This window comes from Mycobacterium sp. OAS707 (assembly GCF_014873705.1).
Lineage (GTDB): Bacteria > Actinomycetota > Actinomycetes > Mycobacteriales > Mycobacteriaceae > Mycobacterium.
The window spans coordinates 136588-158517 of the sequence record NZ_JADBDS010000004.1; the positions used below are offsets into that span (position 1 = coordinate 136588).

At 66.1% G+C, this 21930-nt stretch carries 23 protein-coding genes; 10 read left to right on the forward strand and 13 right to left on the reverse strand.

Annotation, left to right across the window (positions count from 1 at the left end; translation table 11 throughout):
- Nucleotides 1-13 precede the first annotated feature (13 nt).
- From menJ to GGC64_RS25620, 3 genes are read left to right on the forward strand one after another with little or no spacing between them, the layout of a single operon-like run.
- Entirely contained in the window at nucleotides 14-1234 is a 1221-nt protein-coding gene (gene menJ / locus GGC64_RS25610) for a menaquinone reductase (protein WP_192725395.1), read from the forward strand.
- 19 nt (nucleotides 1235-1253) lie between these two features.
- Nucleotides 1254-2156, forward strand: a complete 903-nt coding sequence (locus GGC64_RS25615; RefSeq protein WP_192725396.1) for an alpha/beta hydrolase — start codon at nucleotides 1254-1256, stop codon at nucleotides 2154-2156.
- A gap of 8 nt (nucleotides 2157-2164) precedes the next feature.
- A complete protein-coding gene (locus GGC64_RS25620) occupies nucleotides 2165-3154 on the forward strand; it encodes an alpha/beta fold hydrolase (protein WP_192725397.1) in 990 nt (329 codons plus the stop codon).
- On the opposite strand, the gene GGC64_RS34810 is transcribed toward GGC64_RS25620, so the two are convergent.
- Complete coding sequence (locus GGC64_RS34810; RefSeq protein ID WP_225952467.1) at nucleotides 3155-3604, reverse strand: hypothetical protein; 450 nt, start codon at nucleotides 3602-3604, stop codon at nucleotides 3155-3157.
- 30 nt (nucleotides 3605-3634) lie between these two features.
- Here GGC64_RS34810 and GGC64_RS25630 point away from each other — a divergent pair, with 30 nt between their 5' ends.
- The 3 genes from GGC64_RS25630 to GGC64_RS25640 are packed head-to-tail and all read left to right on the forward strand — an operon-like array spanning nucleotide 3635 to nucleotide 4783.
- Nucleotides 3635-4081: a GAF domain-containing protein gene (locus GGC64_RS25630; protein WP_192725398.1), complete on the forward strand. Its 447-nt coding sequence runs from the start codon at nucleotides 3635-3637 to the stop codon at nucleotides 4079-4081.
- Entirely contained in the window at nucleotides 4078-4509 is a 432-nt protein-coding gene (locus tag GGC64_RS25635; protein WP_192725399.1) for a DUF488 family protein, read from the forward strand. Before GGC64_RS25630 ends, GGC64_RS25635 begins: the two co-directional genes overlap by 4 nt.
- 49 nt (nucleotides 4510-4558) lie before the next feature.
- Nucleotides 4559-4783 carry a hypothetical protein gene (locus GGC64_RS25640; RefSeq protein ID WP_192725400.1) on the forward strand — a complete coding sequence of 75 codons (225 nt, stop codon included), beginning with the start codon at nucleotides 4559-4561 and terminating at the stop codon, nucleotides 4781-4783.
- A gap of 181 nt (nucleotides 4784-4964) precedes the next feature.
- On the opposite strand, the gene GGC64_RS25645 is transcribed toward GGC64_RS25640, so the two are convergent.
- Nucleotides 4965-5657: a demethylmenaquinone methyltransferase gene (locus tag GGC64_RS25645; RefSeq protein ID WP_192725401.1), complete on the reverse strand. Its 693-nt coding sequence runs from the start codon at nucleotides 5655-5657 to the stop codon at nucleotides 4965-4967.
- 70 nt (nucleotides 5658-5727) lie between these two features.
- Here GGC64_RS25645 and GGC64_RS25650 point away from each other — a divergent pair, with 70 nt between their 5' ends.
- Nucleotides 5728-6552, forward strand: coding sequence for an SDR family oxidoreductase (locus GGC64_RS25650; RefSeq protein ID WP_192725402.1), 825 nt, complete (start codon nucleotides 5728-5730; stop codon nucleotides 6550-6552).
- A 76-nt stretch (nucleotides 6553-6628) separates the two neighbouring features.
- On the opposite strand, the gene GGC64_RS25655 is transcribed toward GGC64_RS25650, so the two are convergent.
- Nucleotides 6629-7756, reverse strand: a complete 1128-nt coding sequence (locus GGC64_RS25655; RefSeq protein WP_192725403.1) for a glycosyltransferase family 1 protein — start codon at nucleotides 7754-7756, stop codon at nucleotides 6629-6631.
- A 133-nt stretch (nucleotides 7757-7889) separates the two neighbouring features.
- Between GGC64_RS25655 and GGC64_RS25660 the strand changes: the two genes are divergently transcribed.
- Complete coding sequence (locus tag GGC64_RS25660; RefSeq protein ID WP_192725404.1) at nucleotides 7890-8579, forward strand: thioredoxin domain-containing protein; 690 nt, start codon at nucleotides 7890-7892, stop codon at nucleotides 8577-8579.
- Here GGC64_RS25660 and GGC64_RS25665 read toward each other — a convergent pair.
- From GGC64_RS25665 to GGC64_RS25680, 4 genes are all read right to left on the reverse strand, one after another.
- The gene (locus GGC64_RS25665; RefSeq protein ID WP_192725405.1) at nucleotides 8570-9079 is read right to left on the reverse strand and encodes a DUF3592 domain-containing protein; all 510 of its coding nucleotides are present in this window, start codon (nucleotides 9077-9079) and stop codon (nucleotides 8570-8572) included. The genes GGC64_RS25660 and GGC64_RS25665 overlap by 10 nt on opposite strands.
- Nucleotides 9076-10734, reverse strand: a complete 1659-nt coding sequence (menD, locus tag GGC64_RS25670; protein WP_192725406.1) for a 2-succinyl-5-enolpyruvyl-6-hydroxy-3-cyclohexene-1-carboxylic-acid synthase — start codon at nucleotides 10732-10734, stop codon at nucleotides 9076-9078. The genes GGC64_RS25665 and menD overlap by 4 nt, the downstream gene beginning before the upstream one ends.
- A gap of 52 nt (nucleotides 10735-10786) precedes the next feature.
- A complete protein-coding gene (locus GGC64_RS25675; RefSeq protein WP_192725407.1) occupies nucleotides 10787-12271 on the reverse strand; it encodes a cytosine permease in 1485 nt (494 codons plus the stop codon).
- 64 nt (nucleotides 12272-12335) lie between these two features.
- Nucleotides 12336-13115, reverse strand: a complete 780-nt coding sequence (locus tag GGC64_RS25680; protein WP_192725408.1) for an alpha/beta fold hydrolase — start codon at nucleotides 13113-13115, stop codon at nucleotides 12336-12338.
- A 111-nt stretch (nucleotides 13116-13226) separates the two neighbouring features.
- Between GGC64_RS25680 and GGC64_RS25685 the strand changes: the two genes are divergently transcribed.
- A complete protein-coding gene (locus GGC64_RS25685) occupies nucleotides 13227-14108 on the forward strand; it encodes a DUF559 domain-containing protein (RefSeq protein ID WP_192725409.1) in 882 nt (293 codons plus the stop codon).
- Here the strand turns inward: GGC64_RS25685 and GGC64_RS25690 are convergent.
- The 6 genes from GGC64_RS25690 to GGC64_RS25715 all read right to left on the reverse strand — a co-directional run bounded on the left by GGC64_RS25690 (nucleotide 14105) and on the right by GGC64_RS25715 (nucleotide 21217).
- Nucleotides 14105-14827, reverse strand: a complete 723-nt coding sequence (locus tag GGC64_RS25690) for a DJ-1/PfpI family protein (RefSeq protein ID WP_192725410.1) — start codon at nucleotides 14825-14827, stop codon at nucleotides 14105-14107. The genes GGC64_RS25685 and GGC64_RS25690 overlap by 4 nt on opposite strands.
- A 15-nt stretch (nucleotides 14828-14842) precedes the next feature.
- The gene (locus GGC64_RS25695) at nucleotides 14843-15808 is read right to left on the reverse strand and encodes a GlxA family transcriptional regulator (protein ID WP_370582332.1); all 966 of its coding nucleotides are present in this window, start codon (nucleotides 15806-15808) and stop codon (nucleotides 14843-14845) included.
- A 69-nt stretch (nucleotides 15809-15877) separates the two neighbouring features.
- A complete protein-coding gene (locus GGC64_RS25700) occupies nucleotides 15878-17023 on the reverse strand; it encodes an LLM class flavin-dependent oxidoreductase (RefSeq protein WP_192725412.1) in 1146 nt (381 codons plus the stop codon).
- 46 nt (nucleotides 17024-17069) lie between these two features.
- The gene (locus tag GGC64_RS25705) at nucleotides 17070-18032 is read right to left on the reverse strand and encodes an o-succinylbenzoate synthase (RefSeq protein WP_192725413.1); all 963 of its coding nucleotides are present in this window, start codon (nucleotides 18030-18032) and stop codon (nucleotides 17070-17072) included.
- Between the two features lie 9 nt (nucleotides 18033-18041).
- Nucleotides 18042-19610: a long-chain-fatty-acid--CoA ligase gene (locus GGC64_RS25710; protein ID WP_192725414.1), complete on the reverse strand. Its 1569-nt coding sequence runs from the start codon at nucleotides 19608-19610 to the stop codon at nucleotides 18042-18044.
- A gap of 2 nt (nucleotides 19611-19612) precedes the next feature.
- The gene (locus GGC64_RS25715) at nucleotides 19613-21217 is read right to left on the reverse strand and encodes an amidohydrolase (RefSeq protein WP_192725415.1); all 1605 of its coding nucleotides are present in this window, start codon (nucleotides 21215-21217) and stop codon (nucleotides 19613-19615) included.
- A gap of 144 nt (nucleotides 21218-21361) precedes the next feature.
- Here GGC64_RS25715 and GGC64_RS25720 point away from each other — a divergent pair, with 144 nt between their 5' ends.
- A complete protein-coding gene (locus tag GGC64_RS25720; protein ID WP_192725416.1) occupies nucleotides 21362-21832 on the forward strand; it encodes a YciI family protein in 471 nt (156 codons plus the stop codon).
- Nucleotides 21833-21930: the final 98 nt, after the last annotated feature.

Sequence of the window (21930 nt, forward strand, 5' to 3'; positions counted from 1 at the left end):
CATACTGGGAGGCGTGGACACACAAGCCGACGTGGTCGTCGTCGGGGCCGGGCCTGCGGGCTCGGCGGCTGCGGCCTGGGCCTGTCGCGCCGGTCGCGACGTGCTCGTCGTCGACTCGGCGCAGTTTCCCCGCGACAAAGCATGCGGCGATGGCCTGACCCCGCGCGCGATGCTGGAGTTGCAGCGGCTCGGGCTCGGACCGTGGCTCGAGGGGCGCGTGCAGCACCGCGGGCTGCGGCTGATCGGGTTCGGCGGCGACGTCGAGGTCGAGTGGCCTGGTCCGTCGTTCCCCGCGGTCAGCAGCGCGGTACCGCGCGTAGAGCTCGACGACCGCATCCGGATGGTGGCCGCCGACGACGGTGCCAAGATGCTGCTCGGCGCGAAAGCCGTTGATGTGCACCATGATTCGAGTGGACGGGTGTCGTCGCTGGTGTTGGACTCCGGCGCCGAGATCGGGTGCACGTCGTTGATCGTGGCCGACGGGGCCCGCTCGCCGTTGGGCCGCGTGCTGGGCAGGCAGTGGCATCAGGAGACGGTGTACGGCGTCGCGGTGCGTGGCTACATCGCCACACCGCGGGCCGACGAGCCGTGGATCACGTCACATCTGGAGCTGCGGTCACCGGAGGGTCGCGTGCTGCCCGGATATGGGTGGATCTTCCCGCTCGGAAATGGCGAGGTGAACATCGGCGTCGGCGCATTGGCGACCGCGAAGCGACCGGCCGATGCGGCCTTGCGGCCGTTGATGTCGTACTACACGTCACTGAGACGTAAGGAATGGGGCTTCGTCGGCGAACCTCGACTGGCGTTGTCAGCGTTGTTGCCGATGGGCGGCGCGGTTTCCGGGGTGGCCGGGCCGAACTGGATGCTCATCGGCGACGCGGCCGCGTGCGTCAACCCGCTCAACGGAGAGGGCATCGACTACGGACTCGAGACGGGCAGGCTGGCCGCGGAGATGCTCGGCTCGGGCGATCTGTCGACGGCGTGGCCTGACGTGCTTTCGGCGCACTACGCGCGGTCGTTCTCGGTCGCCCGGCGGCTCGGGCTCCTGCTGACGATCCCGCGGTTCCTGCCGTCGACGGGGCCGCTGGCGATGCGCTCGGCGTTCCTGATGAACATCGCGGTGCGGGTGATGGGAAACCTCGTGACCGACGAGGATGCCGACTGGATCGCGCGGGTGTGGCGATCGGCGGGCTTGGCGTCGCGACGCATCGACCGGCGGGCGCCGTTTCACTGACCGGTTAGAGTGCCACGCTGTGTCGATACTGACCCGACAACCGGTGGCCGATCTGGCGGCGCGGTTGTTCGCCGCCGTCGTCAACCCCACCCCCAAACCCGGAGTCCGGTTCCCTGAGATCGTCGGCAACACCACCGAGATCCGCATCGAGACGCGCCATGGGCCCGTCGCGGCGACGATCTATCACCCGCCGTCGCAGGCGGAAAGGCCTGCCGTGTATGTCAACGTGCACGGCGGCGGCTTTGTGGTGGGTCATCGCGAACAAGACGACCCGTGGTGCCGCTACCTTGCCGCGCACGCCAATGTTGTTGTCGTCAACTGTGATTACGTGTTGGCCCCGCACAAGCGCTTCCCCGTGCCCGTCGAACAGGTATACGACGTACTCCAATGGGCCTCCGCGCCCGAACGTGACTGGGACGGCCAACGGCTCTGTGTTGGAGGGCAAAGCGCCGGAGGCAACCTGTCTGCCGCGGTATCGCGGATGGCGCTGGAGAACGGCGGCCCCACGATCGCGTTGCAGATGCTTCATTACCCGCCATTGGATTTGGTGACCTCGGCCGCGGACAAATCCACACCGCTTGGCTCGAAGGCCGTCCTGCAGCCGTGGATGAGCGCAGTGTTCGACACCGCGTACATTCCCGACCGCGAGCAACGCCGCCACCCGCTGGCCTCTCCCGCGTGGGGACCAAACGCCGACGACATCACCGGTATCGCACCGGCATTGGTCGTCACCGCGGAATACGACCGCCTCTGCGGCGAGGGCAGGCGGTACGCGGACAAGCTGGAAGCCGCCGGCGCGCTTGTCGAATACGTTGAAGTGCGCGGGGTGGATCACGGCTACAACATCATGAGTGACGCTAAGGAGATAACCCGACAGATGTACGACTCGATTGTTGAACATGTGAGGCGGGCGACGAGTTGAGCGGCTGGATGATCACTCGACGCGACTTCGCGCGCGGCGTCGGATTCGCGGTCGCCGCAAGCTCTGTTGCCAGTTCTGCGATTGCCTCGGCTACGCCGACACACACCTCCTTCGCCCCGCTCAAACAGGTTGACGCAGGGTTGCTCAACGTCGGGTACGCGGAGGACGGTCCTGTCGACGGCCCGCCCGTCATCCTGCTGCACGGTTGGCCCTATGACATCTACAGCTACGTCGACGTCGCACCGATCCTGGCCGCGCGCGGATACCGCGTCCTCATCCCCTACTTGCGCGGTTATGGCAGTACGCAATTCCTGTCCGCGGACACCGTCCGCAACGGGCAGCAGGCCGCGCTGGCACAGGACATCGTCGCGTTCATGGACGCGCTGAACATCGACCGCGCGGTGCTGGCCGGGTATGACTGGGGCGCGCGGACCGCCGACATCGTCGCCGCGATCTGGCCGGAGCGCGTCAAGGCGTTGGTGTCGGTCAGCGGTTATCTGATCGTGAATCTCGTTGCCAATCAACAGCCGTTGTCTCCGAAGGCCGAACACGGTTGGTGGTATCAGTACTACTTCGCGACCGACCGTGGGGTGCGTGGATATCGACAGAACACCCACGACTTCAACAAGCTCATCTGGCAGGAAGCGTCGCCGACATGGAAGTTCGACGACGCCACCTACGACCGCAGCGCCGCGGCGTTCGCCAACCCCGATCACGTCGACATCGTGATCCACAACTACCGCTGGCGGTTGGAACTGGCGCCAGGCGAACCGCAGTACGACGACCTCGACGCCAAACTGGCAGCGAGCCCGCCGATCACCGTTCCGACCATCACCATCGGCAGCGACTTCGACGGGCCCAACAAGGACGGCGCCGCCTACCGCAAGATGTTCACCGGCCCGTACGCCCACCGCGTTCTGGACGGCATCGGGCACAACGTGCCGCAGGAGGCGCCGCAGGCGTTCGCCGACGCGGTGATCGCGGCCGACAAGCTGTAGCTAGTCGCTGGACGACGACGAGCCGGAATCGCTTGACGACGAACCGGAGTCGCTCGACGACGAGTAGTCACTTGACGACGAGTAGTCGGAGGATGAGGAGTAGTCGGAGGATGACGAACCGGAGTCCGTCGAAAAGCTGAAGGCGCTTGACGAGAACGGGTCGTAGGTGCTCGACGAGCCCTCGCTGGAGGTGCCCCCATGTGACTGCATGCGCTTGGCGACGGCGATCGCAAGACGGGTATCGGCAGGCGGTTTGTTCGGGTCGCTGGCACTGGTGAGCGCCAGGGCGATGAGGACGTCGGCGGTGGTGATGAACAGCCCGGCCCAATACGCCCACTTCAACGACGGATCTGGTTGCATCGCAAAGTAAATTGTCAGGAAAATCGGCCCGACGATGCCGCAGACGAACACCCCCAGTTGGATCTTGACGTAACGCCAGAACGTGTCCACAGCGGCAGCATATCGCGCAGGATGATTGACATGCCCGAGGTCTTTCGCGCACCGATGCGGTCTCGCAGCGACGACGTCGATCCGCGGGCGACGATCGAGCGTGCCCGCCGTCTGGGCCTGTGCGGCTTCGGCCAGCGCGTCCGCGATCGAGGAGAGAAGGAGCGACTCGCCCGCCGCGTCGCCCGGTTCGCCGAGATCGAAGACGGCGCGTTCGTGTGGACACGCGACGTCGACGGCTTCTACTGGCTGGGGCGCATCGAGGGGCCGTACTTCTACGATGACGACGCGGACGCGACCGCTGTCGATCTTGTGCATGTGCGTCGGTGTCGCTGGCTGCCTGAACCGGCGCTCGAATCCGACGCCCCGGCAGCCGTTGTCGCGACCTTCAGCCGCGGCGGACGCAATTTTCAGCAAACGCACGACCCCGACGTCGGCCCGCAGACCGCTCGGCTGTGGGAGGAACGGGCCGGCGGATGACCACGGTGATGACGATCGGGTATCAGAACAGGACGGTCGATGACGTCGTCGCAATGCTCCGATCCGCGGACGTGAAAGTCCTTGTAGACGTGCGGCTTACACCGCTGTCACGCAAGGCAGGCCTTTCGAAGAACGGACTTGCCGCCCGACTGCATGACGTCGGCATCGACTACGTGCACCTGCCGCAGCTCGGCAATCCCCGGGACAACCGCGGCGCGTTCCGACGCGGTGTACAGGCGGCTGTGGCGAGGTACCGAGAAGAACTAAGAACACCGGAAGGTCAAGCGGCGCTTGGCGAGTTGTTTCGATTGGCTAGCCAGATTCGGGTAGCGCTGATGTGTTTTGAGGCCAACGCGGCCGAGTGCCATCGGTCGATGGTCGCCGATGCCTTGGACGAGATCGGGTCCGTGCAGACTATCCACCTTTGAACGACAACGGCGTACGCTGAAATGCACCAGGTCGTCAGGAGGATCCGCGATGACCAGACGGAAATTGATAGTTCCGGCGCTTGCCGCAATTGCAAGTGCGACAACGCTTTGTCTGCCCGTTGCGGCGCACGCCGTTCCCGTTGGCCCCTGCGCCGAGGTTCCGTACGTCGGCGTCTGCGTCCCGCCGAGCGAGCAGCCCATGCCGCCCCAACAGAGCCGCGGCGAGACGGGGTTCGTCCCCGAAACCAGCGGCGGCATCCACGTCGTCAATTAAGACAGCGGCGCGAGGCCTGACCAAACGAGGTCCAAAGCGGCTGCGGTGATTTCACCGAGATCCCGGGTGCAGCCATTGCCGCCCCGATGTTCGACGGCCACCACCGGCGCGGCGGCAATCGTGGCATCGGGATCTGCCAGCCGTCCGTAAACCATGCCGAGCGGTACAGCGCAGGCTTCGGTCAGCTCATGGGTTTCGTCGCCGCGTGCAGCGCGACGATGCCACCCGTCAGGTTGCGCCACCGCACCGCTGACCATCCGGCGTCGGCAATACGACGTGCCAACTGCGCCTGATCCGGCCACGCGCGAATCGACTCGGCCAGATAGACGTAGGCATCCGGATTCGACGACACCGCGGTCGCGAGCCGCGGCAACGCCTGCATCAAGTACTCCTTGTAGGCGGTCGCGAAGACGCGGTTCGTCGGGGTGGAGAATTCGCACACCACCAACCGGCCGCCCGGTCGCGTCACCCGCGCCATCTCGCGCAGCCCCGCGCTGTGGTCGACGACGTTGCGCAGCCCGAAGCTGATCGTCACCGCGTCGAACACCCCGTCGGCGAACGGCAGCCGTGTCGCATCGGCGCCCACCTTCGGCACGTCGCGCTGGGCTCCTGCGGCCAGCATGCCGACCGAGAAGTCCGCGGCCACACACCACGCCCCCGACGCCTTCAGTTCGACCGTTGAGACCGCGGTGCCCGCCGCGAGGTCGAGCACCTTGTCCCCCGGCCCGATCCGCAGCGCCGATCGGGTGGCCCGCCGCCAGAACCGGTCCTGGCCCAGCGACAGCACGGTGTTGGTCAGGTCGTACCGGCGCGCGACGGCATCGAACATCGACGCCACTTCATGCGGGTCTTTGTCCAGCGTCGCGCGGTTCACGGAGCCGACGGTACCTGTGAACATGCTTGATCCGGGAATGAGGACGGCCGCAACGGGCATTACCCCTCCCATGAGCAACAAGGTTTGGTTCATCACCGGGACATCACGCGGGTTCGGCAGGGAATGGGCGATCGCGGCGCTGGAGCGCGGCGACAAGGTCGCGGCCACGGCACGCGACACCGCCTCGCTGGACGACCTCGCGCAGAAGTACGGCGACGCGCTGCTGCCGCTGCAGCTCGACGTGACCGACCGCGACGCCGACTTCGCCGCGGTCAAACAGGCGCACGACCACTTCGGACGTCTCGACATCGTCGTCAACAACGCCGGCTACGGCCACTTCGGTTTCATCGAGGAGCTGACCGAAGCCGAGGCGCGCGCCCAGATCGAGACCAACGTCTTCGGGGCGTTATGGGTGACGCAGGCGGCGCTGCCATACCTGCGGGCGCAGCGCAGCGGACACATCATCCAGGTGTCGTCGATCGGCGGCATAACCGCTTTCCAGAACGTCGGCATCTACCACGCGTCGAAGTGGGCTTTGGAAGGCTTCTCGCAGGCGCTGGCGCAGGAGGTCGCGCCGTTCGGCATTCACGTGACGCTGATCGAGCCCGGCGGGTTCGCCACCGACTGGGCCGGGTCGTCGTCGAAGCGCTCGGCGCCGCTGCCCGACTACAAAGAGGTGCACGAGGCCGCGGACAAGGCTCGCAGCCAGCGCGTGTCCAAGCCGGGCGATCCCCAGGCTTCGGCGCGCGCTTTGCTCAAGGTGGTCGACGCCGCCGAGCCGCCGCTGCGGGTGTTCTTCGGTGAGCTGCCGCTGCAGTTGGCCAAGGTCGACTACGAAAGTCGGCTCAAGACATGGGAGGAGTGGCAACCGGTCGCCGTCGAAGCCCAGGGCTGAAAGGCGCGAGCGACCGCAAAATGCCACTCTTCAACGGCGTGTCGCCGTACCGACACGGTCGCTCGGCGGAGGTAAGTCAGGCAGCCCGCAGCTGGCGCTTGCCGATGACGTCCTCGTAGTGGCCGAGAAGTTCGTCGCAGATCGCGGGCCAGGTGCGGCCCAACACGCTGCGACGAGCGGCCACCGAGTACCGCGTGCGCTCGGCGATCAGATGGTCGACGGATTCGGTCAGCTTGGCTTCGAACTCGTCGACGTCGAGCAACAGCCCGGTGCGATAGGGACTGACAAGGTCGCGGGGGCCTCCCGCGTTCGGGGCGATGACCGGCAGACCCGATGCCATCGCTTCCTGCACAGCCTGGCAGAACGTCTCGTGCTCGCCGGGGTGAACGAAGACGTCCATGCTGGCGTACGCGGCGGCCAGCTCGGCGCCGTACAGCGCCCCGGTGAAAACAGCTGACGGCAAAAGGCTTTCGAGCTTGCCTCGGTCGACGCCGTCACCGACGACCACGAGTTGCAGGTCGCGGCGCGCGCTCAGCGACGCCAGCCGCTCGACGTGCTTCTCCGGTGCGAGTCGGCCGACGAACCCGACGATCGGCTTACCGTCCGGTGACCAAACCTGTCGCAGGGCTTCGTCGCGTGCCGACGGCGCGAAGCCGGTGATGTCGACGCCGCGGGCCCATTTGTGCACGCGCGGAATGCGGTGCGCGGTAAGGTTTTCCATCGCGGCGGTCGACGGCGCCAGCGTGCGGTCGGCACGGCTGTGCAGGTGTCGGGTCCAGGCCCACGCGGCGCGGGCCGTGAAGCCGATGCCGTAGCTCTCCGCGAAACCCGCTACGTCCGTTTGGAATACGGCGACTGTCGGCACCCCGAGGTAGCGTGCGGCGTGCAGCCCGCCGTAACCAAGCAGCGCCGGTGACGCCAAATGCACCACGTCGGGATCGAATCCGCGCAGCACCTTGACCATCCTCGGCCGGGGCACACCGAGCGGCAGCGAGGTGATCTTCGGAAACATCCGCGACGGCACCCGATGCACACGGATACCGTCGTGAATCTTGTCGGCCGGCGGTTGGCCGCGCGGGGTGTCTGGGGCGATGACGAGAGCCTCGTGGCCGCTGCAGCGGAGATGCTCGATCACTCGAAGCACCGAGTTGGTGACACCGTTGACATTCGGAAGGAACGACTCTGCGACGATTGCAACGCGCACACCAAGAGCGTGCCATCGGTGCCTGTCGCCGAGGTTGCGTCGGGGCATACGACACGCAAATTGCTCGTGCAAATGATCGGCCGGTCCGCCGAGCCGATTTCGAGTAGGGTGCGCACAACGAAGGGCGGTTGACATGCGGATTTCCCGTGCCACGGTGGTGCTCGCGGCGGCGCTGCTGTTGCTCGTCGCCGGCTGCACCAAACAGGTCGCGGGCGCAGCGGAGTCCGATCCGAACAAGGCACCGCTGTCGATCAGCAAGGACGGCTTCGGCATCGTCGCAGGCTTCAGCGATGCGCCCAAGAAGATCGAGATCTACACCGAACCGCAGTGCAATCACTGCGCAGACCTTCAACACGACTTCGGTGACCAACTCGCCTACTACATCGCCGTCGGGGAACTCGAGGTCACCTACCGCCCGATGACGTTCCTTGACGACAAGACCGGCGGCTACTCCGGTCAGGTCAGCAACGCACTGTTCCTGGCCGCCGAGAAGGCCGGTTCACCCGAGGTCACCGCGACCGGCACCGAGTTTCAGCGGTTCGTCGAAAACGTGTGGGCACACCAGCGTCCGGGCGGCACCCCGCCCACCGCCGACGAACTGCAGGACTACGCCAAGAAGGCGGGCATCCCCGACCCCGTCGCGCAGAACATCAAGGGCGGCGGATCCGCGGTCAACACCAAGGACATGGACGACGCGAACTTCGAGTTTCTCTACCAGATCGACTCGACCGCAATGGGCACGCCAACCGTCTACGACTTGGACAAGGGCGAGAAGCTCGACATCTTCGACAACGACTGGCTGAACAAGCTCATTCAATCCTGAACTGCGGCAGTCATTTTGGATCTTCGCCGTTCCAGCAGCGTGACGCCGGTGAGCGCGGCGCCCGCGGTCAACCAGCCCACCACGGCGATCGAGCCCGCCGGAATGATCGCCAGTGATGCGTTACGGTGCTGCACCCGAACAAGATCCGGATTGTTCTTGTCGTACTCGACATAGATCCGCATACCCTCATCGAGTTCGGACGGGTACAGCACACCGAGTTCCGGTCGATAGGTGACGCGGTCGGGCGTGACGAATTCGATCGTCGAACGTCGCGGGCCGGCGCTGAGCACGTTCGCTTCGGCCACGCCCATGTGCCGCTCGATCTGCCGGTCGTTTCGCCACGCGCCGAACACCAGTAGCACCGACTGCAGCGTCACCAAGCACGCGGCCAGGATGATGCCGATGCGGATGCGCCGAAAAACGCGCTGCGCTCGAGTTTCGTCGGGATCACGTTGCAGCCGGGGAATCAGGAAGCGCCACAACGTAATCAGCTTGCTCATAGGGCAGCCTTGATCGACGCATGCAACGCGCGCAGCGACGATCGGTCGGCCTTCACCTCCAGCACCCGCATTCCGTCGTAAGGCTCGTTGAGTGCGTCGACCAAGCCGTCGGCCTCGATCTGCCTGCTCTCGACGTGATACGCGCGGCACAGCGCGCCGACATCGACATCGTGTGGCGTGCCGAAGATCCGCGACGACACATCGGAGAACCGCGGGTCACCCTGCTCCAGCAGTTCGAAGATGCCGCCACCGTTGTCATTGGACACCACGATGGTCAGGTTGTGTGGCGTCGGCTCCGTCGGCCCGATCAGCAGTCCCGAGCTGTCGTGCACGAAGGTCAGGTCGCCGATCAACGCGATGGTTCTGCCCGGCTTGCCCCCGCCCGCCTCCCTCTCGTGGGCCAGCGCCGCGCCGATGGCCGTCGACACCGTGCCGTCGATGCCTGCCACACCGCGGTTGGACCGAACCTTGATGTCGTGGGCGTTGAGGCCGACCAGCGCCGCGTCACGCACTGGGTTCGACGCGCCCAGCACCAGCTGGTCCCCCGGCCTGACAGCTGCCGCGACGGCCGCCGCGACGTGCAGCCCGGTGGTCAGCGGATGGGCCTCGAGTTGGCTGCGGACGGCCTCTACCGCGTGCCGGTTCACCTCCGCGCAGCGGTGCAGCCACGCGGGGTTTGGCTCGCCGGTTGTGACCGCTCGGGTGCCCGTGGCCTGCGAATTACCCGAGACGTCCGGCCAGCGCGGCCCGGTGGTCAGCGCGTAGACCGGCACCGAAGGATCGGCCAGCAGCGCCGACACCGGGCGGTGCAGCGTCGGGCGGCCCAGCATGATGACCTGCTGCGGATGGACCAGTCGCAGCGCGAACGGGTGCAGCGGGTTCTCGGCGGGCGGCGCGGTCGGCTCGGCGACCGTCGGCAGCGCGGCGAGATTGGGGTGCACGCCCGCGCCGTGCCCGGCGATCACGACCGTGTCCGGGGTGAGGTCGATGTCCAACGGCTGGTCGAACGTCACCGGCGGCGTGTAAGTCCACGGCTTGCCGCCCGGCCGGCCCTCAGGTACGTAGCCGCCCGACGCCGGGTCTTCGTTGACGTCGGGCACCAAGGGCTCGCGCAGCGGGATGTCGAACTGCACCGGCCCGGCATTCGCGGTGCGAGATCCGGTGGCGGCCACCAGAACTCGGCACGTCGCTGAGCGCCACTGCGCGTTCAGTGCGTCCATCTTCTCGGGGGCGTCTTCGGCAAGGCCGAGGCTGATGTTGGCCCGCACCTGCGTGCCGAAGTAGCCCATCTGCTCGAAAGTCTGGTTGGCTCCGGTGCCCAGCAGTTCGTAGGGCCGGTTGGCGCTCAGCACGATCAGCGGCACCCGCGCGTAGTTGGCCTCAACCACCGCGGGCCCCAGGTTGGCGACCGCGGTGCCCGACGTCATCGCGACGCACACCGGCGCGCGCTCGGCGACCGCAAGCCCGATCGCCAAGTAGCCTGCGGTGCGCTCGTCGATGCGGACGTGCAGCCGGATACGCCCGGCGCGGTCGGCGTCATGCAGCGCGAACGCCAGCGGCGCGTTGCGCGAACCCGGGCAGAGCACCACGTCGCGCACGCCGCCGCGAATCAATTCGTCGACGACAACGCGCGCCTGCGCAGTCGATGGGTTCACCACTACAGCGTGTCACATGCTGGTTTGGTGCCCCTCGGGCCGCTGGCCCGGGTCATCCGGTGGCGTCGCCGAGGTGTTCCTCGGGACGCAGGTGTGCCTGGGCCAGTCGCTCCAGTTCGGCCGCCTCGGCCTGCGCGATCTTGGTCTCAGCCGCGACGTCGACCGACTTGGCCAGCACCCAGTACAGGATTCCGGCCACCGGCAGGCCGACGAACATCGAGATGTCGGCCCCGCCCAACGCGGACGCGACGAAGCCGGTGTACTTGCTGGTGCTCAGGAAGGGCAGCATCGCCGCGAACCCGACAAGGTACGACACGATGCCCCGCCAGCCCCACCGGCCGTACATGCCGCGAGGGTTGAAGATCTCGGCGATGGCGTAGTGCCCGCGGCGCACCACGTAGTAGTCGACGAGGTTGACCGCCGTCCACGGCACGAAGAGGTAGAGCACCAGCAGCAGGAAGTCCTCGAAGTTGGTGAGGAAGTTCTCGCCGATGAGCAGGGCCGGGATGAGGGACAGCACCGCGGTGAAGGTGATGGTCGCGATGCGCAGCGTGCTCGTCGGCTTGATCTTCTTGAACGAGTCGATCGCGCTGATCAACGTCAGCGACCCGCCGTACATGTTCAGCGCGGTCACCGAGATGAGGCCAAGCGTCGAGAACACGAGCGCGATCGCGCCGAAGCCGGAGAACACCTCATTGCCTGCGGCTTCGATCGACGCGATGGTGTCGAATTTGTCGCCTGCCCATGCGGCCAGCGCGGCGCCAAGGCACATCAGCCAGATCGCGCCGAGCGCCGAGCCCCAGTACGTCCACAGGAATGTCTTGCGCACCGTGACCGACGGCGGCAAGTAGCGGGAGTAGTCGGAAACGTAGATGGCCCAGCTGATCTGGTAACCGGCGACCGCTCCGAACTGGATGAGGAAGGGGGTCCATTTGAAGTCGCCGAGATCGAAGGAGCCCGCCGGAAAGTTCAGCGTGCAGATCCCGATGGTGAGCAGTCCGAAAATGACGAGGAACCCCGCCGTCAGCCAGCGCTCCACCCCGTGGATGAGGTCGTAGCCAATCAAAGCCACCACCGCGGCGACAACCGTCGCGACGACGATCCACATCTTGCTGGGACCGTGGATCGTCGAGTGCAGGGCGTCGCCGGCCAAGATGGTGTTGAAGATGTTGAAGCCTGCGTACTGCAGATAGGCGAAGGCCCAGACAAGCAGCGCCCCGACGTATCCGAATTGCGGTCTTGACTGGATCATCTGAGGCAGCCCCAACTGCGGACCCTGCGCCGAGTGGAACGCCATGAAGAAGGTGCCGAAAAGAACTCCCCCGATGATCGCGAGGAACGACCAGATCAGGTTGCCGCCACCGGTGACCGAGAACGTGCCGACCGCCAGAGTCGCGATCTGCGCATTGCTCATGAACCAGAGCGGTCCCTGACTCCACACCTTGCCGTGGCGTTCGTTCAGTGGCACGTAGTCGATCGAGCGGACCTCGACCCCGGCGATGCGTTTCGAAGCGACGGGCGACATTTCACCAGACATGCGGACAGCTATACCCCCGTCGCCCCCTGATAGTTGGGGAACGGTCGAACGAGACGCACAGTCGTTATGCGGCGGCGAAGAATTGCAGGGCCGCGGCGTTGACCACCTGCGGCCTTTCGATGAATCCGAGGTGGCCGGTATGTGGTATCTCCAGGTAACGGCCGTTGGGGATCGCATCGGCGACCTCCTTGCCCAGGTGTGGGGGCAGCACGACGTCGTCCTCGAAGCCGATGACGAGCACCGGGGTCGCAATGCTGCGGTACGCGGCCAGCCGGTTGCCCTCGGGGGCGATCGCCAGCTGCGTTTTCAGGCCCGCCGTTGGCTTAGTCGGCCACATGGTGAACATGTCGATCCAGTCGCGCACCGCGACGTCGTCGTTCAGTGTTTTCGGCGAAAAGCTTTCCAGCAGACGCACTTTCGCGTCATAGGTGGCTGGCAGCTCGATGCCGGAGCTCACCAGGTCGAGTTCGGCGCTGCGGAAGAAGTCGCGGGTCCGGTCGTGGCGGCCACGGGTGGCCATCAGCACCGCGGACCTGACGAGTTCGGGCCTGGCCAGCATCAGCTCCTGGGCAATGAACGCACCCATCGACACTGCCACGATGCGCACCGGTGCCACGTCGAGCTTCTCGATCAGAGCGGCTGTGTCGGCCACCATCGTGTCGGTCGTGAAACCGTCGGCATTCTCGGTCGCACCAACGCCGCGGTTGTCGAACGTGATGCAGCGATGGCCGGCCCGGATGAACTCGGGCACTTGATGCAGATGCCAGGTGCGGCCCGCTCCGCCGCGACCCGCGATGAATAGCACGGGCTCGCCTCTACCTCGGTCGTCGTAGGCCAGATTCACGCCGACGACGCTACTGGAGCGCGATTTCGGCGCGCGAATCCACGCTGAGCGACGGTTAGCGCGCCGAAACCGCAAGGGAACCGTCGGCAGAGCGACCGCGTCCATCACAAGGTGTTGGATGACTATCTGCGGAGCCAGGACGGTGTCCTCACGCTCGCACAGGCGCGAAGCGCGGGGCTCAGCCACGAAGCCGTTCGGCGCCGACTGCGGTCTGGTCATTGGATTCGATGCAGCCGCGGCGTCTACTTCGTCGACGACCGACCGTTCACCGACGCGGCGCGCATCCGAGCCGCTGTATGGGGCTACGGCGAGCACGCAGCGGCCAGCGGTCTCACGGCGGCGTGGTGGCACGAACTCACGAAATTCGCGCCCGACATCGTCGAGGTCACGGTGCCCCGAAACAGCCACGGTCGCAACCGCGATGGTTGCCGGTTGCGGCGTCGAGACTTGAACACGGCAGACATAGTCGTGCATCGACGAATACGTGTGACCGCGTTGCCGCTCACCGTGATCGAAGCTGCCGTGAAGCAACGCGGCGGTGCCAAGCTGATGGATGCGGCCCTGCAGCGCCGACTTGATTTGCACGAACTGTGGCGCGCGCATCTTCGGAACAAAGGCCGATACGGGTCTCCGCGAGCGCGGCGACTATTGCAGGCCGCATCCAACGGAGCCCGTTCAGAGGCCGAGCGCTTGCTCGTCAGGCTCCTGGGCGAAGCGGGAATTACAGGTTGGCAGACCGATTACCCGATCGGTGCGTACAAGGTCGACGTCGCATTCCCAGTGCCGAAGGTCGTCATCGAGGTCGACGGTTGGGCGTTCCACAGTGATCAGGAAGTTTTTCAATACGACCGAAAGCGCCAGAACTACCTCACGCTGATGGGTTGGCAGGTACTGCGGTTCACGTGGCTGGACCTAGTCGAGTACCGGCGTCGGGTCATCGCCGAAATCCGCTCGGCGATTTCGGCGCGCGAATCCACGCTGAGCGACGGTTAGCGCGCCGAAACCACTTCACGCGCACGCTGAATTGCCGCGTCCCACAGCAGCCGCACCGACTGGCTCACCTGGTGCTGCTTGAAGGTTTCCTTGCTGAGCTGCGCGGTGGCAGTGGCCCTGGTCGCGGCCGACGCCTTCGACACGTGACCAGAGTCGAACGGCGGCTGCGGGTCGTATTCGATGGCCAGCTGCACCGCCTTGGCCTTGGCCTCGCCACAGATCTCACCGAACAGCCACATCGCAAGGTCGATGCCTGCCGAGACGCCCGCAGCGGTGACGATCTTGCCCTCGTGCACGATCCGCTCGTCGCCAACCGCCTCGACGCCGAACGGTTTCAGCATCGGCAGCACCAGCCAATGCGACGTCGCGCGATGGCCCTTCAGCACGCCGGCGGCGGCGAGGATGACCGAGCCAGAGCACACCGACGTCGTCCAGGTCGACGTCTGATCGGCACGGCGCACCCAGTCGAGCAGCTTCTCGTCGCGGGCGTGCTCGAAGGTGGTCATGCCGCCGGGGACCAGAAGGATGTCGGGCGAGGGCGTCTCGTCGAACGAATGCGTGGCCCCGACGAGCAGCGAACCGGAGTCGGCGGCGATCGGCCCCGGCTGGTGCCACAGGAACCGCACCTCGGCATCGGGCAGGTTGCGCAGCACCTCATAAGGCCCAATGAAGTCCAGCGCCGTAAAGCCGGGGTATACCACTATCGCGATCTGCGTCATTGCCATCTCCTTTGGCTAGGCGAATGTCTTGCGGTATTGATCCGGCGAAATACCGAGCCGCCGAACAAAATTGCGCCTCAAGGTTTCCGCCGAACCGAAGCCGCAGCGGGCTGCGATCACCGTGACGGTGTCATCGGTCTCCTCGAGCTGGCGGCGGGCGGCCTCAGTGCGGATGCGCTCGACGTAGGCGCCTGGCGCCTCGCCGACCTCGTCGGTGAACAACCGGGTGAAGTGCCTGGGGCTCATTGCGGCGCGCCGAGCCAACTCCGGAATACTATGCGCGCCACCGGGTTCGGACTCGATGGCCTCTTGCACCTCACGGATCGGCGCCCGCTTGGCGCGCGGCATCCAGACCGGCGCCGCGAACTGCGTCTGCCCACCCGGCCGTCGCAGATACAACACCAGCCAGCGCGCGACGGTCTGCGCGGCTTCGGTGCCGTAGTCGTCTTCCACCAGTGACAGCGCCAGATCGATTCCTGCGGTGACGCCGGCCGCAGTCCAGATCTTCTCCGAGCTGCGGACGAAGATCGGCTCGGGATCGACTGTGACAGAGGGAAACTCGTTAGCCATCTGTGCCGCAAAGGCCCAGTGCGTGGTGGCGATGCAGCCATCGATCAATCCCGCCTGCGCGGCGAGGAATGCGCCCGTGCAGACGCTGACCACGCGACGGGCGTTTTCGGCCGCCATTTGTATCCACCCGGTGGTGTCCGCGTTGCGCCGCGCATCGTCGACTCCGACGCCGCCGGGCAGAACCAGGGTGTCGATCGGGTCGCGTGGATCTGGCAACGGCTCTGCGAACAGAGCGAGACCGGTGAGCGTGGTGACCGGTTCGCCGCCGCTCGACACGACGCTGACACGGTAGCCCTCGTCAGTGCGACCCCGGCCGGCCAGATAGATGGTGGCGCCGGTGAACACCTCGAACGGGCCGACCAGGTCGAGTGCCTGGACGCCCGGGTAGCCCAACACCACCACCGATCGCATGAACCCAGTGTTGGCGACCGCAGCCATGGCGTCTATGCCCTGGGCCCCACAAATTAGGACAAGAGCTGGTCAGAGTCTTTTGATCCGGCTGACGGCCTGTGCGAAGGCCACCGCAGAGGCGAGTCCTTTGCGAAGGTGACGCTGCATCGGCCCGATATTCGCCAGCACGACGTAGCGCACACCGTTGTCACGCCATTCGGCCACGCGCTCGGCGATCTCGGCAGGGGTCCCGGTCAGCAACCCGTTGCGGACCACCTCGGTTGGAATCTTCTTGACGTATGACAGGGCTTCCTGCTCGCTCATCTCTTGGGGCGTCAGATCCTGCGCGCCGGCGAAGCCCACACCCAGCGGATGCTGGGCACCGTACTTGGCGAAGAATTCATCGGAGGCGGCCAACCCGAATGCCTTGATGACCTCGCATTCCAGAGCCTCATCGACGTCCTCTGCCGTGCGCCCCGCGACAGTCATCATCCATATCGCAGGCATGATCTTCATCGGGTCGCGCCCCGCGTCGGACGCTGCGGAGCGCACCGCGTCGAGGCGTTGCGCGTACTCCTGAGGAGAGTGCGGGAAGGCTGGAAAGAATCCGTCGCCGTACCGCCCGACCGCACGCAACATGCGCGGACCGTGGCCTGCGATCCAGATCTGCGGCCACGTGCCCTTGTATTGCGGGAGGTCGAAGACGGCGTTGCGGAGCGGAAAGAACGGCGAATCACGGGTGACGAGTTCGCCTTTGGAGTCCCACAGCGCCCGGATGGTGGCCATTGCCTCCTCGAACCGGCTGACCGGTTTGGTCCAGTCGACGCCGTAGGGTTCGTTTCCCTCGCGCTCGCCAGGGCCGATGCCAAGGATGGCGCGTCCGCGGGTGAGCAGATGGAGGGTGGCCGCGGCCTGCGCGGTGACGGCGGGGTTGCGCCTGCCGGCGTCGGTAACGCCGATGCCGAGGCTCATCCGCCGAAACCGGTTGCGCGCCGCGATGTGGCCGAGCATGGCCCACGGTTCGAGAACGGCGTCGGCCGTCGGCACGATCCGCGCGGCATCGGAATACTTCGGGCTCCACAGGGACCGCGGGAACAATGCGTTGAGGTGGTCGGGCACCCAGAACGAATCGACACGGGCCGCCCGGGCGCCCAAATAACTGACGCGAGTGAAGGTTTCGGCGGCCGGCCGAGCGGCGATAAGCGGATCCATGATGCCGATGCGAAGGCTGCTCATGCTGCTCAGCATGCCGGGGCAAGGCGAGGCCGGCTAGAGTATTCGCCTACTCGACTATCTCTCGATAGCTAGCAGTGATCCGGTCCTGCCACCAGCGCCTGCGATCCGGCTGAGCCGCAAGGGAATCGAGTCGATGCGGATCCGGCGTCGCCCGTTCGACCGGCAAATAGCCGTCTACGGGTAGTGCAGGTTCAGCGACGTCGTCGACGAACAGGCCGCCGGTGCCCAGCCCGCAGGCGTGCTGCAGGTCCGGCAATGCCGCCGCGGCGAGCAGGCCCTGCCCGATGCCGACGGCCGAATCGAGCGCGCTGGAAACCACGATCGGGATGTCGATCTGCTCTGCGATCTCCAGCAGCTTACGCACGCCACCCAGCGGCGCGACCTTGAGAACTGCGATGTCGGCCGCGCCTTGGCGGACGACATGCAGCGGATCGTCGGCCTTGCGGATGCTCTCGTCGGCGGCGATCGGCACGTCGACACGGCGCCGCAGCTCGGCGAGTTCGGGCACCGTCTTGCAGGGCTGCTCCATATACTCGAGCGGGCCGTCGGCCGTCAAAGCCGTTGCGGCCGCGACAGCTTCGTCGACGCTCCAGCCACCGTTGGCATCGACCCGCACCGTCGGCACCACGGCCCGAACGGTGTTGACCCGAGCCACATCGTCGGCCAGCGACTGCCCGGGCTCGGCCACTTTCACCTTGGCGGTGCGCGCACCGGGGAAACGGCCCAGCACGTCGGGCACTTCGTCGGGGGCGACGGCGGGCACCGTGGCGTTGATCGGGATGCGGTCGCGCCGAACATCGGGCGGCGACTCGTAGGCGGCCTCGATGGCGGCCGCCAGCCAGTGCGCGGCCTCGGGCGGCTCGTACTCGAGGAACGCGCCGAACTCACCCCAGCCGGCGGGCCCGTCGATCAATGCGACCTCACGAACCATGGTGCTGCGGAAGCGAATTCGCATCGGCAGCGCGACGACGTGCAGGCGGTCCAGCAGGTCGTCCAGCGGCGGTAGCACGAACCCAGGCTAGACCGTCGCGCGGTCGCGGCCCTCCCAGTACGGCTTGCGCAGATCCTTTTTCAGAATCTTTCCGGTCGGATTGCGGGGCAGCTCGTCCTTGATGTCCACCGTCTTCGGGCACTTGTATGCGGCCAGGTGCTCGCGGCAGTACGCGATCAGATCCTGCTCCGACGCCTCACCCTCAAGCTGGACAACGGCTTTCACGACCTCGCCCCACTTGTCGTCCGGCACGCCGATGACCGCGACGTCGACCACCGCGGGGTGCTCGGCCAGCACCCGCTCGACCTCGATCGAGTAGATGTTCTCCCCGCCGGAGATGATCATGTCCTTCAGTCGGTCCTCGACGAAGATGTAGCCGCCGTCGTCGACACGACCGATGTCGCCGGTGCGGAACCAGCCGTCCTCGGTGATCGCCTCAGCCGTCGCCTCCGCCTTGTTGTGATAGCCCTTCATCAATTGCGGTGAGCGGAACCACAATTCGCCCTGCTGGCCCTCAGGCACGTCCTCCAACGTGTCCGGGTTGACGACCCGAACCTCGGCATTGGGCACCAACGTCCCCGCGCTCGAGAGCCGCTCCTCCTTGCCCGGGTCGCGGTGCGCCTCGGGCAGCAGATGGCTGATCACACCGCACAATTCGGTCAACCCGTAGGCCTGGATGAAGTCGGTGTTCGGCCACGCCTCGAGCGCGGCACGCAGTAGCGGCAACGGCATGGGCGACGCCCCGTATGCATAGGTTTTCAACGCACCGAACAGCTTGACGGCGTCCTCGCCCGACTCCAGCACCTTGGCCAGCACGGCCGGAACAAGGAATGTTCTGTTGGCGCCCTTGAGAATTGCGCCCGCCAAAGTCATGCCGTCGACGTCGCGCGTCATCACACTGGGGAAGCCGTCGTGAATCCCGAACTGCACGTAGGACGAACCGCCGACGTGAAACAGCGGCATCGACACCATGTTCTTGTCGCCCTCGTCGAACTCGAAGCCCTCATGGGCGTTGACGGTGTGCGCAATGATGTTCTTCTGCGTCAGCTCGACACCTTTGGGGCGGCCCGTGGTGCCCGACGAGTACATGATGATGCACACGTCCTCGGGATCGACGTCGTCGCCGCGACCGACCGCCGTCGCACCGGACAGCAGCGCTTCGTATTCGTCGCCGTCGCCGCCCTCGGGCGTGACCGTGATGACGTGCTCGACATTGGTGAGTTGATCGCGGATCTTGTCGACGCCGTCCTTGAGCTCCGCGCCGACGACCAGGATCTTGGCGCCGGAGTCGTTGAGCACGTAGTCGAGTTCCTCAGCGGCCAGCCGGAAGTTGATGATCGCGTTGGCCGCGCCCAGCGACGCGGCGGCGATCGTCAGTTCGACGCATGCCGGATGGTTTTTGTCCAGAAACGCGACGACGTCACCACGCTTGACGCCGCGTTCCTGCAGCGCGCCCGCCAGCCGGCGCACGCGGTCGTTCCACTGCGACCAGGTCCAGGTCCGGTCCAGATAGGTAAACGCCTCGTCGTCGGGCTTGGCCTCGGCCCAGTGGGCGGTTCGTTCGTCGAGGAAACGCGGTTCAGGCAGGTCGGACATGATCAGAGCGTGCCATAAACCTGCCTGCCTGCCAGGAAAGTTCCGCGAACCTCCAGATCCGCGATCTGCTCCGGCGGCACGGCACGCGGATCGGCCGACAGCACCACCATGTCGGCGTACTTGCCGACCTGCAACGAGCCCACCACATCGTCTGCGAACAACTGCCACGCCGCGTCGATCGTCTGCGCGCGAACCGCCTGCTCGACGGTCAGTCGTTCGTCCGGCGCGAGCACCCGACCGCTCGGCGCTTTCCGGGTGACGGCCACGCTGATGTTGCGCAGCGGCTCCTCCGGCGTCACCGGAGGATCGTTGTGCAGCGAAATGCGCATGCCGGTCTTGACCGCGGTGCCGCACGGCATCCACCGCTCGCCGTGCTCGGGGCCGAACAGACCGTCGACGATCACATCGCCCCAGTAGTGGATCTGGTCGACGAACAGGCTGCACGTCACGCCGAGATCGTGAGCGCGTTGCAGTTGTTCCGGTCTGATGGCACCCACATGTTCGAGGCGCAGCCGATGGTCGTCGCGCGGCCAGCGCCGCAGCGCGTCTTCGTAGACATCGAGGATGGTGTCGACGCCTTTGTCGCCCTGCACGTGGCAGGCCATCGGCCAGCCCTTCGGGAAGTAGGCGCCGACGATCTCGGTGAGCTGCTCGCGGGTGTAGTTCGCGTGGCCGCACGAACCGGGAGTGACGCCGATGGTGCGCGTGGCGTCGGTGTCGAGATACGGGAAGGACAGGTCGATGTTGCCGACCCATGGCGAGCCGTCGACCCAGATCTTGATGCCGACCTGACGGAACATGTCGTCGCCGTTGGCCGGCGTCATGGCGGTGGTCATTGCAGCCGTGGAGATCTCGTATACGCGCAACCGGACGGTGAGCTCCTCGCGCATCTTCTCCACTGCCGGCCGCAGCGACGGGTCGAACGCCATCTCCGAGCATGTCGTCAGCCCGGCCCGGTTCAGCCGTTCGCATTCGGCGCGGAGTTCGCCGGGAAAGTCGCTCGGATTGACGGCGCCTGCCACGACCGCGAACAGTGCCGCGGTTTCCTCTGCGGTGCCGTCGAGGTCGCCGTTGGGGTCGCGACCGAACTTGGCGCCCTTCGGGTCCGGGGTGTCGCGGGTCAGGCCGGCCTGCGCGGCCGCCGCGGAGTTGAAGTACGCCTTGTGCCCGGAGTTGTGCACGATCACCAGCGGGGCATGCGGCGCTGTTGCGTTCAGCCAGTCGAGTGTCGGCTCGGGTAGTCCCTGCTGCAGCAACGGATCCCAACCGATCAGGTAGGCACCCTCGGCGCCACGGGTAGCCACCTCGTCACGGATCGCGGCTACGACGTCGGCGGCGTCGCGCATGGTGACGGGCCGGATGTCGACCATCCGGTCGGACAACACGATCGCCTCCATCAGGGGATGGCCGTGCGCCTCGACGAAGCCGGGCATCACGCAACCCGCTACGTCGACGGTCTGCGTGGTGGAGCCGATCCAACCCTCGACCGCGGAGCGCCCGCCGACCGCGACGATGCGGCCATCGGAGACCGCGAGCGCCTCGGCCGTGGGCTGCGCTTCGTCGACGGTGAGGATGGCTCCGAAAATCACCAGGTCAGCGGCCGGCATCAGCCCATCCTTGCAGCGGGCGAAAAAATTCTTTGAAGAATTTCGCAAGCCGTGTCGATTCGGGGCGGTTGCCGTTCGACGTGATTGCGAGGGCCACTTGAACAACAATGGACGGGCCCCTTCCCAACTAGAAGGAGACACACAATGTCGCGCTACATGCTGATCATGCGGGTCACGCCCGAGGGCGCTGCGGCCTTCGAGGACGCGAACATCGATTTCAACGAGGTCATCGAGTCGATGGGCCGCTACAACGAAGAGCTCATCAAGGCCGGCGTGATGCTGGCAGGCGAGGGCCTGACCGGACCCGACGAAGGCTTCGTCGTCGACTTCGACTCGGATCCGCCGGTCGTCACCGACGGGCCGTACACCGAAGCCAAGGAACTGTTCAACGGGTTTTGGATCATCGACGTGTCGTCGAAGGAAGAGGCCAAGCAGTGGGCGCAGAAAGCCCCGCTGGGCCCCGGTGTCCGAGTTGAGGTGCGTCGGGTGTCCGAGTCCGAGGAGTTCCCGCAGGACAACCCGTGGATCAAGAAAGAGATCCAGTGGCGGGCCGACCTTGCCGAGAAGATCGCGGCCGGCTACCGGGCCGAGGCGGATAAGGCCGCGGGGCGCTGAGCACGGCGCTGAAACGGTATTCCGGCAGGAAAAGTTCGAGTAAGCGCCTGCTGGAATACCGTTTCGGCGGAATTCCGGGGCCACGCCCACCAAATCTG